General features: G+C 70.3%; 13 protein-coding genes and 1 pseudogene. 9 read left to right on the top strand and 5 right to left on the bottom strand.

Annotated elements, in window-relative coordinates; all coding sequences use genetic code 11:
- Positions 1-312: 312 nt before the first annotated feature.
- Together IM725_RS17860 and IM725_RS17855 are read right to left on the bottom strand one after the other, a co-directional pair.
- The gene (locus IM725_RS17860) at positions 313-1,290 is read right to left on the bottom strand and encodes a response regulator (RefSeq protein WP_193781991.1); all 978 of its coding nucleotides are present in this window, start codon (positions 1,288-1,290) and stop codon (positions 313-315) included.
- A gap of 16 nt (positions 1,291-1,306) precedes the next feature.
- On the bottom strand, positions 1,307-2,632 hold the full coding sequence (locus IM725_RS17855) for a sensor histidine kinase (protein WP_287066943.1): 1,326 nt from the start codon (positions 2,630-2,632) through the stop codon (positions 1,307-1,309).
- A gap of 76 nt (positions 2,633-2,708) precedes the next feature.
- On the opposite strand from IM725_RS17855, the gene IM725_RS17850 reads away from it, so the two are divergent.
- The 3 genes from IM725_RS17850 to IM725_RS17840 are packed head-to-tail and all read left to right on the top strand — an operon-like array spanning position 2,709 to position 5,136.
- Entirely contained in the window at positions 2,709-3,377 is a 669-nt protein-coding gene (locus tag IM725_RS17850) for a helix-turn-helix transcriptional regulator (protein ID WP_193781990.1), read from the top strand.
- 51 nt (positions 3,378-3,428) lie between these two features.
- Positions 3,429-4,355, top strand: a complete 927-nt coding sequence (locus tag IM725_RS17845) for a hypothetical protein (protein ID WP_193781989.1) — start codon at positions 3,429-3,431, stop codon at positions 4,353-4,355.
- A 4-nt stretch (positions 4,356-4,359) separates the two neighbouring features.
- The gene (locus tag IM725_RS17840) at positions 4,360-5,136 is read left to right on the top strand and encodes a type III pantothenate kinase (RefSeq protein WP_193781988.1); all 777 of its coding nucleotides are present in this window, start codon (positions 4,360-4,362) and stop codon (positions 5,134-5,136) included.
- Here the strand turns inward: IM725_RS17840 and IM725_RS17835 are convergent.
- Entirely contained in the window at positions 5,133-6,230 is a 1,098-nt protein-coding gene (locus IM725_RS17835; RefSeq protein WP_193781987.1) for a M14 family metallopeptidase, read from the bottom strand. The two genes, IM725_RS17840 and IM725_RS17835, sit on opposite strands and share 4 nt — an antisense overlap.
- Positions 6,227-7,423 carry a M20 aminoacylase family protein gene (locus tag IM725_RS17830; RefSeq protein WP_193781986.1) on the bottom strand — a complete coding sequence of 399 codons (1,197 nt, stop codon included), beginning with the start codon at positions 7,421-7,423 and terminating at the stop codon, positions 6,227-6,229. Before IM725_RS17830 ends, IM725_RS17835 begins: the two co-directional genes overlap by 4 nt.
- Positions 7,424-7,499: 76 nt before the next feature.
- Between IM725_RS17830 and argE the strand changes: the two genes are divergently transcribed.
- From argE to IM725_RS17805, 5 genes are read left to right on the top strand one after another with little or no spacing between them, the layout of a single operon-like run.
- Positions 7,500-8,675, top strand: coding sequence for an acetylornithine deacetylase (gene argE, locus IM725_RS17825; RefSeq protein ID WP_193781985.1), 1,176 nt, complete (start codon positions 7,500-7,502; stop codon positions 8,673-8,675).
- Between the two features lie 10 nt (positions 8,676-8,685).
- Positions 8,686-10,752, top strand: coding sequence for a molybdopterin-containing oxidoreductase family protein (locus IM725_RS17820; RefSeq protein WP_193781984.1), 2,067 nt, complete (start codon positions 8,686-8,688; stop codon positions 10,750-10,752).
- Between the two features lie 7 nt (positions 10,753-10,759).
- Positions 10,760-11,851 (top strand): aminopeptidase, encoded by a 1,092-nt coding sequence (locus IM725_RS17815; RefSeq protein ID WP_193781983.1) that lies wholly within the window; start codon positions 10,760-10,762, stop codon positions 11,849-11,851.
- Positions 11,844-12,239, top strand: a complete 396-nt coding sequence (locus tag IM725_RS17810) for a polyhydroxyalkanoic acid system family protein (protein WP_193781982.1) — start codon at positions 11,844-11,846, stop codon at positions 12,237-12,239. Before IM725_RS17815 ends, IM725_RS17810 begins: the two co-directional genes overlap by 8 nt.
- A 4-nt stretch (positions 12,240-12,243) precedes the next feature.
- Positions 12,244-13,434, top strand: coding sequence for a CaiB/BaiF CoA transferase family protein (locus IM725_RS17805; RefSeq protein ID WP_193781981.1), 1,191 nt, complete (start codon positions 12,244-12,246; stop codon positions 13,432-13,434).
- A 22-nt stretch (positions 13,435-13,456) separates the two neighbouring features.
- Here the strand turns inward: IM725_RS17805 and IM725_RS17800 are convergent, their stop codons facing one another.
- A complete protein-coding gene (locus IM725_RS17800) occupies positions 13,457-13,711 on the bottom strand; it encodes an acyl-CoA-binding protein (RefSeq protein WP_193781980.1) in 255 nt (84 codons plus the stop codon).
- Between the two features lie 81 nt (positions 13,712-13,792).
- On the opposite strand from IM725_RS17800, the pseudogene IM725_RS17795 reads away from it, so the two are divergent.
- Positions 13,793-13,892, top strand: a pseudogene (locus tag IM725_RS17795) (acyl-CoA-binding protein); the annotation flags it as partial.

Raw genomic sequence — 13,892 nt, 5'->3', positions numbered from 1 at the left:
TTCGAGGCTACATTCGGCGCTTGGGTATCTCAGCCCAATGCAGTTCGAACAACGCTGGTTGGCGGCGCAGCAAAAATCTGCCGCCTGACGATCGGGTTATGCACTCCGATTTCTAGGGGCAACCTCAGGCGCGATTTTCTGCGCCCCTGCGACGAGCCGGAACCGCGCGATGCTTCGCCTGACGCTGGATGCCTCGCTGACCGACGCCGAACTCGCCCACGTGGAGGCTGTCGCGCAGCAACTTGCCCCCCGACTGAAGCCTTGGGATTGGCCCATCGCGCGACGTCAGCGGGCGCAAGCCGGCGTTGAAGCCTAACTGTGCAATGTTCGCCTGGGCTGCCGGGACAGCCAGCTCTGGTAGCCGCAGTGGGGGTCGGGCGCATGGCTCGCGGGGATGTCGAAGAGCGTAGCCAGGACTGTGCCGGGATCCCCCAGCCATTCGCTGTCGCGAACCACCGGAGGGCCGTCGCGGCCCAGGGACTGGCCCAGCTCCACGTCGGCAAGCGCCTCCCCACGCCGAATCCGAGCCACATCGGCGGCAGGCACGCCCTGCAATTCCGCCAGCTCCGCGAGGCTGGCCAGAGTTCCCGGAAGCTCCAACTGCAGCCAGGTCGCCTGGCCAGCCGCGGACATGCCCAGAACGCCGAACGGTTGGCCGATCACCACGTACTCCGCCCACACGCGGGATGCCAGGTCATCGAGCGCGCGCTCGACGGCGGGAACGCGCAGCAAAGCGTCTTGGTGGGGCTGCAAGGTGGCGCGCCAGGTCTGCGCGTGGCGGGCGTGCGAAACCCGCAGCAGCTGGCTGACCGCGCCCACGAGCCGGCGCGAGATGTCATTCGCCTGCTTGGGGATGAATTGATCGATGAGTCCCTGGTTGAAAGCGGACACCGCGATCTGTTCATCCGCCTGGCCGGTGAGCAGCACGCGCGCCCCAGGCCAGTCGACCAGCTGCCCCAAGGCCTGCATTCCATCCATCGCCGGCATCGAGTAATCGACCACGCAAACCCGAGTGAAGGCGTGACGCTCGCTGGCGCGCGACCAGTAATCCAGGACCTGAGGAATCAGCGGCCGCCCATCGCGCCATTGAGAAACCATTTCCTGCTGGGTCCATGCGTCGGCGTCCCAGAATGGCATTTCAGCCTTCAGGGATTGAATGCATGCGGAAGGATGCACGAACAGCTTCACGTGCCACGCCTGTGGCATGACCAGCGCCAGCATGTCGAGGTAGTCGGCGTCGTCGTCAAGAAACGCGACGCTGCCGGGACGGCGAAACAGAGAGAAGCTCATGGCGTTCTTGAAAAATTCAGTCGCTGACCAGTTCGGGCAGTTCGATGGTGAAGCTTGCGCCACGACCGGGCTCGGACCGAACGCTGATGTTGCCTCTGGCGGCCCTCACGACTTCTCGGCAGAAGGCCAGCCCAAGACCGTGCCCCGTCTTGTGGTTGGTCGAGAAGAAGGGCTCGAAGATGCGTGGCAGGAGGTCCTGTGCGATGCCCACGCCTTGGTCGCTGACCGTGATGAGGCCGGTCCGGCCTTTGGTGTCGACCACGATGCGAAGATCACCGGGCAATGGCGCGCCCGTCGCAGCAGCGATGGAGCGCAAGGCGTTCTTCATCAGGTTGTCCAGCACCTGGCGGAACTGATGTTCGGAGCCTCGGAAGTTGAAGTCCTGACGCACCTCCACCTGCACGGATTCCCGTTCCCTGCTGCTGCGGTACGGGTACTGTGCGACAGCCTGGGCCACGAGCTCTGCGGCATCCACGCGTTCTGCCTGACGGGGCAGCCGCAGCAACCGTGCATTCGCGATCTGCGTATCGATCTGGTGGTGCATGTTGCGTACCAACGAATGCAGCCGCAGGCCCAGGCTTTCGATCTTCGGTTCCGCCGGTGGGCCCGCCTCCATGGCGGCGCCACGCAATGCATCACCCAGCAGAGACATGGTGGCCAGGGGCGTGCGAAGCTCGTGCGCCATGATCCCCATTGTCGCCAGCGTGTTGGACAGTTGCTCGCGTCGCAGGTTGGCCGAAGAGATGCCCAGCAGCAAACCCATGGAGACGCAGAACGCCAGAACCATGGTGTTCGTCATCACGATCTCGTGCGACATGGGCGGAGCCGCCGGGCCTGCGATCTCGAAAATCAGGCGTGCGCTCGCGGCGCCTGCGAACAGCCCGACAGTGGCGATGCGCCAGTCCGTCGAAAAGTAATAGATCAGGATCATGGCGGCTGCGCTCGCCAGCCATGCTTGGTTCCCACCGTTGCACAGATACATCCAGCTGAACAGAAAAGGCAACTCCAGCCAGAAGACAGCTGTGAACACACGGCCGCTGAGACGGCTGCCAGGGTCATGCGCAATTCGCTGGCTCATCAAGGGCAGGCCGAGCACAGCCATGACAAGCCGGATTGGCAGGTTCTCATAAGGCTGAGGAACCACGATGGCCCAGATCGCCCAGAACAGCGGGTGGCCGATCAGCGTGAAGAACCCCAGGCCTTTCATCCGCACAGGGGAAGGATGCAGCACCGGGACCAGCGGCGCATTGAAGATCTCGTCACGAAGCCACTGCACGAAAACACCAGATCCTGCCTGCGTGGGCCGAGCGTTCTGGGGGTCCTGAAGGCGGTGCTTGGGCACGTGCGCGATGGAGGTCTGGGAGTGTGTGTGAGCAGTGACAGCTCATGCTATTGTCCCGGTTCTGGCACGGAGCGTCATGCAGGACCCTGTTAACTTTGACAGCGCGAGCCTGGACGGCCTGCTCAGCGACTGGGTGGGCGCGCTCCGGGAGTTTTCGGTGGAGGCGGTGGCCGTGCTGGGCCCCGATCCCTTCGGCGGGCCCGAGGCCCGGCAGGTCGTGGCCGTGCATCCGCCGCTGCTCGCCGACGCCGCCATGGCGCTGGCCGAGAGCCGCGATTTCGGCGCCCCCTGGCGCGAGTCCGACGCCCCCCTGGTGGCCTGGCAGCACATCGCCAAGTCGGGCGACCTGGGCGCCAGCCGCTGGCGCCTGATGTGGCTGGCCCGCGGCTTCCAGACCGTGGTGCGCGTCGAGTTCTCGCTGCCCGCAGGCCGCGCCTTCGAGTGCTTCATGTTCAGCCCGCGCGAGTTCGCCGGCCGCGCCGAGGCGGCGTCCCTGGCCTGGTCGGCGCTGAACATCTGGCCGCTGGTCAAGCGGGCGATTGGCGCCGCGCGCTCCGCGCTCAGCCCGCGCGAGCGCGAATGCCTGAAGCTGGCCTTCGAGGGCCTGACGGCCCGCCAGTCCTCCGAGCGCCTCAGTTGCACGGAGCGCACGGTCAACTACCACCTGGCCAATGCGATGTCCAAGCTGCGGGTCGACAACAAGATGGCGGCCATCCAGCGCGCCTGCTGGTTCGGGGCGCTCTGAGCCGCCGGGCCGGCGCCGGTTTATATTGCAGTCCGTAACGCCACCGGCCCCATGCCCGATCCCGACCGCACCGCCTCGCTGATGACCCCGGCCAAGATGGCCCGGGTGCAGCCGCGCGCGGCCGCCAACCCCGCCGCCTACCTGGACGCCATGGCCAGCGACGTCGGGCACCAGCACGTGGCCCGGCTCGCGCAGCTGCGCGTCGAGCTGGAGCAGCAGGCGCAGCAGCGCGACTACGCGCCGCTGGCGGCCCAGCTGCAGCGCGTGGCCGATGCCTTGCCCCAGCTCGATTTCAGCCTGCTCGAACGGCGCGGCCTGCTGGCCCGACTGACGGGCAAGGGACGCAGCGCCGGCGCCGGCTTCTGTGCCCAGTACGAGCAGCAGAAGGCCGAACTCGCCGCGCTCCAGGGGCTGCTCGAGGGCCTGCAGGCGCGCCAGGGCGGCCAGGCCAGCCGCACCGACCTCACGCTGCTGGAGCTGGAAGTCGAATACCGGGCCATCGACAAGATCATCGACCAGGGCGCGCGCTGGCTGCAGGACATGCGCAACCAGCTGAAGACGCGCGGGGCCGCGGCCACCACGGACGAGGAACGCCAGCAGCTGCGCCTGGAGGCGGCGCGTTGCGAAACCCTGGTGGCGCGGCTGAAGGCCCTGCGGGCCGCCAGCGGCGCGGCCCAGCAGGCGCACCAGCAGGCCCAGGCCTCGGCCGCCCGCCGCGCCGCCATCGTCCAGGCCCTGCAGCAGGTCGCCGCCACCCGGGTGCGCGCCTGGCGCCAGCGCCTGGACCCGGTGGCCGAGGATGCCGCCGAGACGGGCAGCACCAGGCTCAGCCTGGAAGGGCCCATGGATTGCCACCGCGAGCTGCAGCTGGGCATCAAGCAGGCGCTGGCGGACTGTGGCCAGCTGCAGGCGCACGAGGCGGGCCTGGCCACCGGCCTGCAGGCGCTGGCGGCGCAGCTGCAGGCCATGCAGGCCTGAACGCATGACGCTGCTGGCCATCGACATCGGCAACACACGCCTGAAGTGGGCGCTGTTCGAGGACGCGCAGCCGGGCGCGGCCCTGCTCGCGCACGGCGCCGAATTCCTCGAGAACATCGACAAGCTCGCGGACACCACCTGGGCCGGCCTGCCGGCGCCCACGGCGATGCTGGGTTGCGCCGTGGCCACCGACGCGATCAAGCGCCGCGTGGAGGAGCAGGTCGAGGAACTGTGGGACGTGCCGCTGCGCTGGGTGGTGGCCAGCGCGCAGGAAGCGGGCGTCACCAACGGCTACGACCATCCGACCCGGCTGGGCGCGGACCGCTGGGTGGCCATCATCGGCGCCTGGCACCGCGCACTGGCCCAGGGCCCGGCCCGGCCGCTGGTGGTGGTCATGGTGGGCACGGCCGTGACCGTGGAAGCCGTGGACGCCTCGGGCTGCTTCCTGGGCGGACTCATCCTGCCCGGCCACGGCATCATGCTCAAGGCGCTGGAGTCGGGCACGGCCGGCCTGCACGTGCCCACCGGCGAGGTGCGCCTTTTTCCGACCAACACCTCCGACGCGCTGACCAGCGGCGGCACCTACGCCATCGCGGGCGCCGTCGAGCGCATGGTGCAGCATGTGCGCCAGCACTGCGGCGCCGAGCCGCTGTGCGTGATGACAGGGGGCGCGGGCTGGAAGATGGCACCGCACATGTCCGTGCACTTCGAGCTGGTCGAAGGCCTGATCTTCGACGGCCTGCTGGAGATCGCGCGGCACCGCGCCGCGCAGCTGGGCTAGGCCGACAGGCCGGTCACCGCCTGGTCCATGGCGTCGAAGGCCTGCGCCAGCACCTGCGCCTTCCACGTGTCCGTGTACGTGTAGAAGGCGTCGCGCATCTGGCGGTGGATGGCCTGCGCCTGCGCGGCGGGTGCTTCGGAGTGCAGGTGCAGCCAGTGGTCGGCGCGCAGCGCATGCGCCACCACGTCCCAGGGCTCCGTGCCGTATTCCAGCGCGAGGCCGGTCCATTCGGCCTGCGGGCATTCCTGCGCGGCCGCGCCGTACATCAGGCCCGTCAGCGGCGCCGAGGTGGAGGAGCCGTCGTGGAAGCTGGTGACCGGCGTGCGCCCGCCGCCGTCCCACCAGGCCCGGGCACGGGCCAGCTCGTTCGGCTCGTCGGGGCCCGAATAGATGCGCTCGCCCACGCCCTGCGGGCCCAGGCCGGTGTGGAAGTCGATCCAGGCCGCCTGCTCCGCGCGCCGGCCGTGCCGGCGCAGCGCCTCGCGCACGGCCTGGTTGCTCCAGGTGGGCGCGTTGCCGCCGTAGAAGAGGCCGTCGGGGAACTCGTGCTGGCCACCGGACATCGCGGCCTGGAAGGCGCGCATGCCGTGCTGGGCCACGAAGGCCATCAGTTCCGCCTGCGCGGCCTCGGTGGGTGGCCACTGCGCCGGCAGCAGCAGCCCGTGGATGCGGGCATAGCCTTCGTTGCGTGGCAGCGGCTGCGAAAATTCCTGGAAATTGCGGTTCAGGTCCACGTTTTCCTGCGTCACGCGGCGCAGGTGCGAGAAGCCGTGCGGGTTGAGCGCGTGCAGAACCACCACCGCCACCCCGCGGCTGCGGGCACGCTCGCGCCAGGCCGCGTCGCGCAGCGCCGCGAGCTGCACGCCGCTGCCGCAGAAGCCTTCGACGCCATGGCAGGCGCTGGACAGGAAGAGCACGCGCTTTGCATCGGCCGGGCCGTCGCGCACGATGTCCAGCGCCAGCGGCTCGCCCTGGGCCCCGGCCAGCGGATGGGCGATGGACTCCACCGCCAGGCCGGCGGACCGCGCGGCCTCGTGCAGGCGCGACCGGGCCTCGGCGTAGCTCGCCGAGAAGTTGTCGGCGGCGGTGCTCACGGCGCGGGACGGGCCAGCCAGGCCTCAGCCAGGCGCACCCAGTAGGTCGCACCCAGGGGGATCAGCTCGTCGTTGAAGTCGTAGCTGGGGTTGTGCAGCATGCAGGGGCCGCCGCCGTGGCCCATCTCTCGGTGGCTGCCGTCGCCGTTGGCGATGAAGCAGTAGGCGCCGGGCTTGGCCTGCAGCATGTAGGCGAAGTCTTCCGCGCCCATGGTGGGCTCCTGCTTGAGCACGTTGTCCTCGCCGACGATGGAGGCCATCACCTGGCGCGCGAACTCGGCCTCGGCCGCGGAGTTGATGGTGGGCGGGTAGTTGCGCACGAACTCGAACTCGCACTCGGCATCGTGGGCCGCGCAGATGTGCTGCGCGATCTGCTGCATGCGCTTCTCGATCATGTCCAGCACCTCCACCGTGAAGGTGCGCACCGTCCCTTGCAGCTCGCAGCTGTCGGGCACCACGTTGGTGGCCTCGCCGGCGTGGATCATGGTGACGGACACCACGCCCGCGTCGATGGGCTTCTTGTTGCGGCTGATGATGGTCTGGAAGGCCTGCACCATCTGGCAGGCGATGGGCACCGGGTCGATGCCGTTGTGGGGCAGGGCGGCATGGCTGCCCCGGCCGCGGATGACGATCTTGAACTCGTTGCTGGAGGCCATCACCGGGCCGGGGCTGACGGCGAACTTGCCGACCTCGCCGCCGGGCCAGTTGTGCATGCCGAACACGGCCTCCATGGGGAATTGCTCGAACAGCCCGTCCTTGATCATCTCGCGCGCACCGCCGCCGCCCTCTTCGGCCGGCTGGAAGATGAGGTAGACGGTGCCGTCGAAGTTGCGCTGCCGGGCGAAATGCTGCGCCGCAGCAAGCAACATGGCCACGTGGCCGTCGTGGCCGCAGGCGTGCATGCGGCCGGCGTGCTGGCTGGCGTGGGCGAAGGTGTTGAACTCCTGCATGGGCAGCGCGTCCATGTCGGCGCGCAGGCCCACGGCCCGGTCGCTGGTGCCGTTCTTGACGATGCCCACCACGCCGGTGGTGCCCAGGCCGCGGTGGATGGGGATGCCCCACTCGGTCAGCCGCGCGGCGATCACGTCGGCGGTGCGCTTTTCCTCGAAGCAGAGTTCGGGGTGGGCATGGATGTCGCGGCGTATGGCGGTGATGGTCGCCGCCTGGGTCACCAGGGAGTCGAGGATGTTCATGGGAAGCCTGCCTAAAACCCCAGTCTAGCCCGGCCCGGAGGCCGCGGGGTACGGGGTTATCCGCGACAATCCGGGCATGCAGTCTTCCCCGCAGCCCCTCTCGGCGGGCGCGCTCGCGCTGGCGCAGTCCTTCGTCCGCATCCGCACCGTCAGCGACGGTTCCAACCTGGAACTCATCCACGCCATCCGCGACGCCCTCGCGCCGCTGGGCGTGAAGTCCCGGCTCACCTACGACGACAGCCGCACCAAGGCCAACCTCTTCGCCACGCTGGGCGAGGGCAAGCCGGCCGGCATCATCCTGTCCGGCCACACGGACACCGTGCCCTGGGACGGCCAGGACTGGAGCGTTGACCCGCTGGGCGGCGAGGTCCGGGACGACAGGCTCTACGGCCGCGGCTCGGCCGACATGAAGGCCTTCATCGCACTTGCCGTTGCGAATGCGCGCACCTTCCTGGAAGCCGACCTGCCGCACGCGATCCACTTCGCCTTCAGCTACGACGAGGAGGTCGGCTGCTTCGGCGTGCGCGGGCTGATCGCCGACATGCGCGAGGCCGGCGTGAAGCCGCTGGCCTGCATCGTGGGCGAGCCCACCAGCATGGTGCCTGCCATCGCCCACAAGGGCGTCTGGCGCTACCGCTGCTGCGTGCGCGGGAAGGAGGCGCATTCCTCGCTGACGCCGCAATCGGTCAACGCGATCGAGATGGCCGCCCGCGTGGTGACCCGGCTGCGCGACATGGCCGAGGGCTTCGAGCGCAGCGAGCCGCGCTACGAGGGCTTCGACGTGCCCTTCTCCACGGCCAGCGTGGGCCAGTTCCACGGCGGCATCGCCGACAACGTGGTGCCGCGCGATGCCGAGTTCCGCTACGAATTCCGCGACCTGCCCACGGCCGACGTGCACGCCATGCAGCGCGAGCTGGTCGCCTACGCGAAGTCCCTGGAGCCGGCCATGCAGAAGGTGGCGCCGGGCACGGGCTTCAGCTTCGAGCCGATCTGCGAGATCCCCAGCTTCCTGGGCTCGGAGGCCGACGCGGTGACGCGTCTCGCCCAGCGCCTGGCGGGCGAGCGCCGCACCACCAACGTGGCCTTCGGCACCGAGGCCGGGCTGTTCAAGCAGGCCGGCATCCCGACGGTGGTGTGCGGGCCGGGCAGCATCAACCAGGCCCACCAGGCCGACGAGTACGTGAGCCTGGAGCAGCTCGCGCGCTGCGAGGCCTTCCTGCAGGGCCTGGCGCGCACGCGCGAGTTCGGCTGAGGCGCGCGCCATGAGCCACGCTGCCCTCGCCGCCGCCACGCTGCCCTTCAACGGCGAGGTGCGCGGCGCCTGCCCGCACGACTGCCCCGACACCTGCGCCTTCGTCACCACGGTGCGCGACGGCGTCGCGATCAAGGTGCAGGGCAACCCGGCGCACCGCCACACCGACGGCGCGCTGTGCACCAAGGTCTCGCGCTACACCGAGCGCAGCTACCACCCGGAGCGCCTGCTGCACCCCTTGCGGCGGGTCGGCCCCAAGGGGTCGGGCCGCTTCGAGCGCGTGGGCTGGGACGAGGCGCTGGACGAGATCGCCGCGCGCCTGTCGGCCATCGCCGCGCGCGATCCCGAAGCCATCCTGCCCTACAGCTATTGCGGCACCATGGGCCTGGTGCAGGGCGAATCCATGGCCATGCGCTTCTTCCACAAGCTGGGCGCCTCCCTGCTGGACCGCACCATCTGCGCCAGCGCCGGCGGCGAGGCGCTGGTGCAGACCCTGGGTGCCAAGGTCGGCATGAAGGTCGAGTTCTTTGCCGAGGCCAAGCTGATCCTCATCTGGGGCAGCAACTCCATCGCCAGCAACCTGCATTTCTGGCGCCTCGCGCAGCAGGCCAAGCGCGACGGCGCCCGGCTGGTCTGCATCGACCCGCGGCGCACCGAGACCGCCGAGAAGTGCCACGAGCACCTGCAACTGCGCCCCGGCACCGACGCCGCGCTGGCGCTGGCGCTGATGCACGAGCTGATCGTCAATGACTGGCTGGACCACGACTACATCGCCCGCCACACGCTGGGCTTCGAGGCGCTGCGCGAACGCGCCCTGCGCTGGACGCCCGAGCGCGCGGCCGAGGTCTGCGGCCTGGAGGCGGCGCAGATCCGCGCCCTCGCGCGGGAGTGGGGCACGACACGCCCCGCGGCGATCCGCCTGAACTATGGCGTGCAGCGCGCACGCGGCGGCGGCAACGCGGTGCGCGCCATCGCCTGCCTGCCCGCGCTCACCGGGGCCTGGCGGCATCGGGCCGGCGGCGTGCTGCTCTCCAGCTCGGGCCATTACCCCATCGACCGTGCGGCGCTGCAGCGGCCCGACCTGCTGCGCGCGCGCAGGCCGCGCACCATCAACATGTCCACCATCGGCGACGACCTGCTGCGCCCGGCCTCGCCGGAATTCGGTCCCCGGGTCGAGGCCCTGATCGTCTACAACAGCAACCCCGTCGCGGTGGCGCCGGAGTCCGGCAAGGTGGTGGCCGGCTTCGCGCGCGAGGACCTGTTCACCGTGGTGCTGGAGCAGTTCCAGACTGACACCGCCGACTACGCCGATTTCATCCTGCCGGCCACCACGCAGCTGGAGCACTGGGACATCCACACCGCCTACGGCCACACCGACATCGTGCTGAACCGGCCGGCCATTGCGCCCCTGGGCGAGTCGCGGCCCAACACCGCGGTGTTCCGCGAGCTCGCCCGGCGCCTGGGCTTCACCGAGCCCTGCTTCGCCGAGGACGACGCCAGCCTGTGCGTCACCGCCTTCGGCGAGGGCGCCGACTACGCCGAGCTGATGGCGCAGGGCTTCACCAGCCTGCACCTGCCGGATGCGCCCTTCGCCGAGGGCGGCTTTCCCACGCCCTCGGGGCGCTGCGAGTTCTTCAGCGAGCGCCTCGCGCGCCAGGGCATGGACGGGCTGCCCGACCACCTGCCCAACCACGAGGCCATCGGCAGCTCCGAGCGCTACCCGCTGGCCATGATCTCGCCGCCGGCACGCAACTTCCTCAACTCCACCTTCGTGAACGTGAAGAGCCTGCGCGACATCGAGGGCGAGCCGCTGCTGGAGATCCACGCCGGCGACGCGGCCGCCCGCGGCATCGCCGATGGCGCCGTGGTGCGCGTGTTCAACGACCGCGGCGAGTACCGCTGCACGGCGCGCGTGTCGCCGCGGGCCCGGCCGGGCGTGGTCCACGGGCTGGGCATCTGGTGGCGCAAGCTGGGGCTGGACGGCACCAACGTGAACGAACTGACCAGCCAGAAGTTGACGGACATGGGCCGCGGCCCGGTGTTCTACGACTGCCTGGTCGAGGTGCGGCCGGCCTGACCGTCCCATGGACTTGCGGTGGCAGCGATGGTGGCGACATGCCCGGGCGGCAGCCGCCCTGGCGTCCCTGGCGCTGCTCGCCGGCTGCGGCAACCTGGGCTACTACTGGCAGTCGGCCAGCGGCCACATCCACCTCATGGCCGCGGCCCGCCCGCTGCCGGACTGGCTGCAGGACCCGGCCACCCCGCCGCGCCTGAAGGAACGGCTGGCGCTGGCCCGGCGCATACGCGCCTACGCGAGCCGCCGCCTGGGCCTGCCCGACAACGCCAGCTACACCCGCTACGCCGACCTGCACCGCAGCGCGGCGGTCTGGAACGTGGTGGCCGCGCCGCGTTACTCGCTCACCCTCAAGCCCTACTGCTTCCCGGTCACCGGCTGCGTGGGCTACCGCGGCTTCTTCGACGAGGCCCAGGCCCGCGCCCAGGCCGCCGAGCTCACCCGCGAGGGCTACGAGGCCAGCGTGTACCCGGTGCCGGCCTATTCCACCCTGGGCTGGATGAACTGGGCCGGTGGCGACCCGCTGCTCAACACCTTCATCCTGTACCCGGAAGGGGAACTGGCGCGGCTGGTCTTCCACGAGCTGGCGCACCAGGTGGTCTATGCGCGCGACGACACCATGTTCAATGAATCCTTCGCGACGGCGGTGGAGCGCCTGGGCGGTGCGCTGTGGCTGAAGGAGGAGGGCGGGGCGCAGGCGCGCGAGGCCTACGCCCAGTACGACGGCCGCCGCCAGCAGTTCCGCGCGCTCACGGCGGCGACGCGGGCCCGGCTGCAGGCCGTCTACGAGCAGGCGCCCGCGGACCAGCGCGAAGCGCAGAAGCAGCAGGTCCTGCGCGACTTCCGCGGCCAGTGGCAGCAGCTGCGCGCGAGCTGGCCGGGCGACCCGGCGCGCTACCAGGCCTACGACCGCTGGGTGGCCGAGGCCAACAACGCCGCCTTCGGCGCCCAGGCCGCCTACGACGAACTGGTCCCGGGCTTCGAAGCCCTGTTCCATCTCAATGGCGACGACTGGGGCCGGTTCTATGATGCGGTCAAGGCGCTGGCGGCCCTGCCGCGCGCGCTGCGACACCAACGACTCAAGGAGATGGCCCGTGCCTGACATCCACATCGTGCGTGAGCACCACCTGGGCCTGGCCGGCGCGCGCAAGCTCGCCTTCAAGTGGGCCGAGACGGCCGAATCCAAGCTCGGCATGGCCTGCACCTACGAGGAAGGCAAGGCCCACGACCTGGTGAGCTTCACGCGCAGCGGCGTGAACGGCGAACTGCACGTGGGCAAGGACAAGTTCCAGCTCGACGCCCGCCTGGGCCTGGTGCTGGGTGCCTTCAAGGGCCGCATCGAGACCGAGATCGTCAAGAACCTGGACCTGCTGCTCGCGCAGGAGGACCCGCACAAGGCCTGGGACGAGGCCCTGAAGCGCCACGAGCGCGGCGAAGAGCCGGTGCCCCGCAAGCACGCTGCCAAGAAGCCCGCCGCGAAGAAGGCCTGACACGATGGGCGCACCGCTGGAGGGCCTGAAGGTCCTGGAACTGGGGCAGCTGATCGCCGGGCCCTTCGCGGCCAAGACGCTGGGCGATTTCGGCGCCGAGGTGATCAAGGTCGAGCCGCCGGCCGGCGGCGACCCCTTGCGCGGCTGGCGCCTGCTCAAGGACGGCACCTCGGTCTGGTGGCAGGTGCAGTCGCGCAACAAGCGCTCCCTGGCGCTGGACCTGCGCCAGCCCGAGGCCCAGGACATCGTGCGCCGGCTCGCGCGCGAGGCCGACGTCCTGGTCGAGAACTTCCGCCCCGGCGCCATGGAGGGCTGGGGCCTGGGCCCCGAGGTGCTGCTGGCGCAGAACCCGCGCCTCATCATGCTGCGCATCAGCGGCTACGGCCAGACCGGCCCCTACCGCGACCGGCCCGGCTTCGGCGTGGTCGCCGAGGCCATGGGCGGGCTGCGCCACCTGACGGGCGAGCCTGGCCGCGTGCCGGTGCGCGTGGGCGTGTCCATCGGCGACACCCTGGCCTCGCTGCATGGCGTGATCGGCATCCTGCTCGCACTGCAGCACCGCCATCGCACCGGCCAGGGCCAGGTGGTGGACGTGGCGCTGTACGAGGCGGTGTTCAACTGCATGGAAAGCCTGCTGCCCGAGTACAGCGCCTTCGGCGCGGTGCGCGGGCCCGCGGGCAGCGCCATGCCCGGCATCGCGCCCACCAATGCCTACCGCTGCCAGGACGGCGGCTACGCCATCGTGGCCGGCAACGGTGACAGCATCTTCCGCCGCCTCATGGGCGTGATCGGCCGGGCCGACCTGGCCGCCGACCCGCAGCTGCAGGCGAACGCCGGCCGCGTCGCGCGCGTGGAGGAGATCGACGCCGCCATCGGCGACTGGACCGCGCAGCGCAGCGTGGCCCAGGTGCTGGCAGCGCTGGACGCCGCGGGCGTGCCGGCCGGGCGCATCTACACCGTGGCCGACATCGCCGCCGACCCGCACTACGCCGCGCGCGGCATGCTGCAGGAGGTCGCGATGGGCGACGGCAGCCGTCTCATGGTGCCGGGCGTGGTGCCCCGGCTGTCGGCCAGCCCCGGCGGGATGCGCCGCGCGGCCCCGGCCCTGGGCCAGGACACCGACGCCGTGCTGCGCGAGATCGGCCTGAGCGAGGCGCAGGTCGCGGCGCTGCGCGAGCGCGGCATCGTCGCCTGAGCGCGGCCCGCCGCCGCGCCGTTCAGCGCAGGGACTCGATCAGGTCCACGTACTGCTGCATCGCGGCCTCGGCGGGCGTTCCCTTGACCGCGTTCCAGGCGTCCCACTTGGCGCGTCCGACCAGGTCGCCGAAGCCCGGCTTCTTCTCGGCGTTGTCGCCCGTGGTGGCCTGCTTGTAGAGCGCGTAGATCTTCAGCAGGGTGGCGTTGTCCGGGCGCTCCGCCAGGGTCTTGGAATTCGCAACGGCGGCTTCGAAGGCGGCTTTCAGGTCGGCCATGGCAGGGGTCCTTGGGGTTCTAGGGGGTTCGCGGTATCTTACGGCGCAGAACCACGAAGGATGCCCATGGCGACACGCAGCGCCACCCTGCTGAAGATCTACGCGCTCTACAAGCAGGCCACCACGGGCGACAACGCCGAGAAGAAGCCGGGCTTCGGCGACCTGGTCGGACGCGCCAAGT

The organism is Ramlibacter aquaticus, from assembly GCF_015159745.1.
GTDB classification, from domain to species: Bacteria; Pseudomonadota; Gammaproteobacteria; order Burkholderiales; family Burkholderiaceae_C; genus Ramlibacter; species Ramlibacter aquaticus.
Note: the sequence above shows the minus strand (reverse complement) of the source record. Positions and strands in the feature narration are given on the sequence as shown.

Excerpts from the sequence above, each read along its gene's own strand:
- IM725_RS17860 (WP_193781991.1), bottom strand. The coding sequence starts at position 1,290 with ATGAGCTTCTCTCTGTTTCGCCGTCCCGGCAGCGTCGCGTTTCTTGAC.
- IM725_RS17850 (WP_193781990.1), top strand. The coding sequence starts at position 2,709 with ATGCAGGACCCTGTTAACTTTGACAGCGCGAGCCTGGACGGCCTGCTC.
- IM725_RS17845 (WP_193781989.1), top strand. The coding sequence starts at position 3,429 with ATGCCCGATCCCGACCGCACCGCCTCGCTGATGACCCCGGCCAAGATG.
- IM725_RS17840 (WP_193781988.1), top strand. The coding sequence starts at position 4,360 with ATGACGCTGCTGGCCATCGACATCGGCAACACACGCCTGAAGTGGGCG.
- IM725_RS17830 (WP_193781986.1), bottom strand. The coding sequence starts at position 7,423 with ATGAACATCCTCGACTCCCTGGTGACCCAGGCGGCGACCATCACCGCC.
- argE (WP_193781985.1), top strand. The coding sequence starts at position 7,500 with ATGCAGTCTTCCCCGCAGCCCCTCTCGGCGGGCGCGCTCGCGCTGGCG.
- IM725_RS17820 (WP_193781984.1), top strand. The coding sequence starts at position 8,686 with ATGAGCCACGCTGCCCTCGCCGCCGCCACGCTGCCCTTCAACGGCGAG.
- IM725_RS17815 (WP_193781983.1), top strand. The coding sequence starts at position 10,760 with ATGGACTTGCGGTGGCAGCGATGGTGGCGACATGCCCGGGCGGCAGCC.
- IM725_RS17805 (WP_193781981.1), top strand. The coding sequence starts at position 12,244 with ATGGGCGCACCGCTGGAGGGCCTGAAGGTCCTGGAACTGGGGCAGCTG.
- IM725_RS17800 (WP_193781980.1), bottom strand. The coding sequence starts at position 13,711 with ATGGCCGACCTGAAAGCCGCCTTCGAAGCCGCCGTTGCGAATTCCAAG.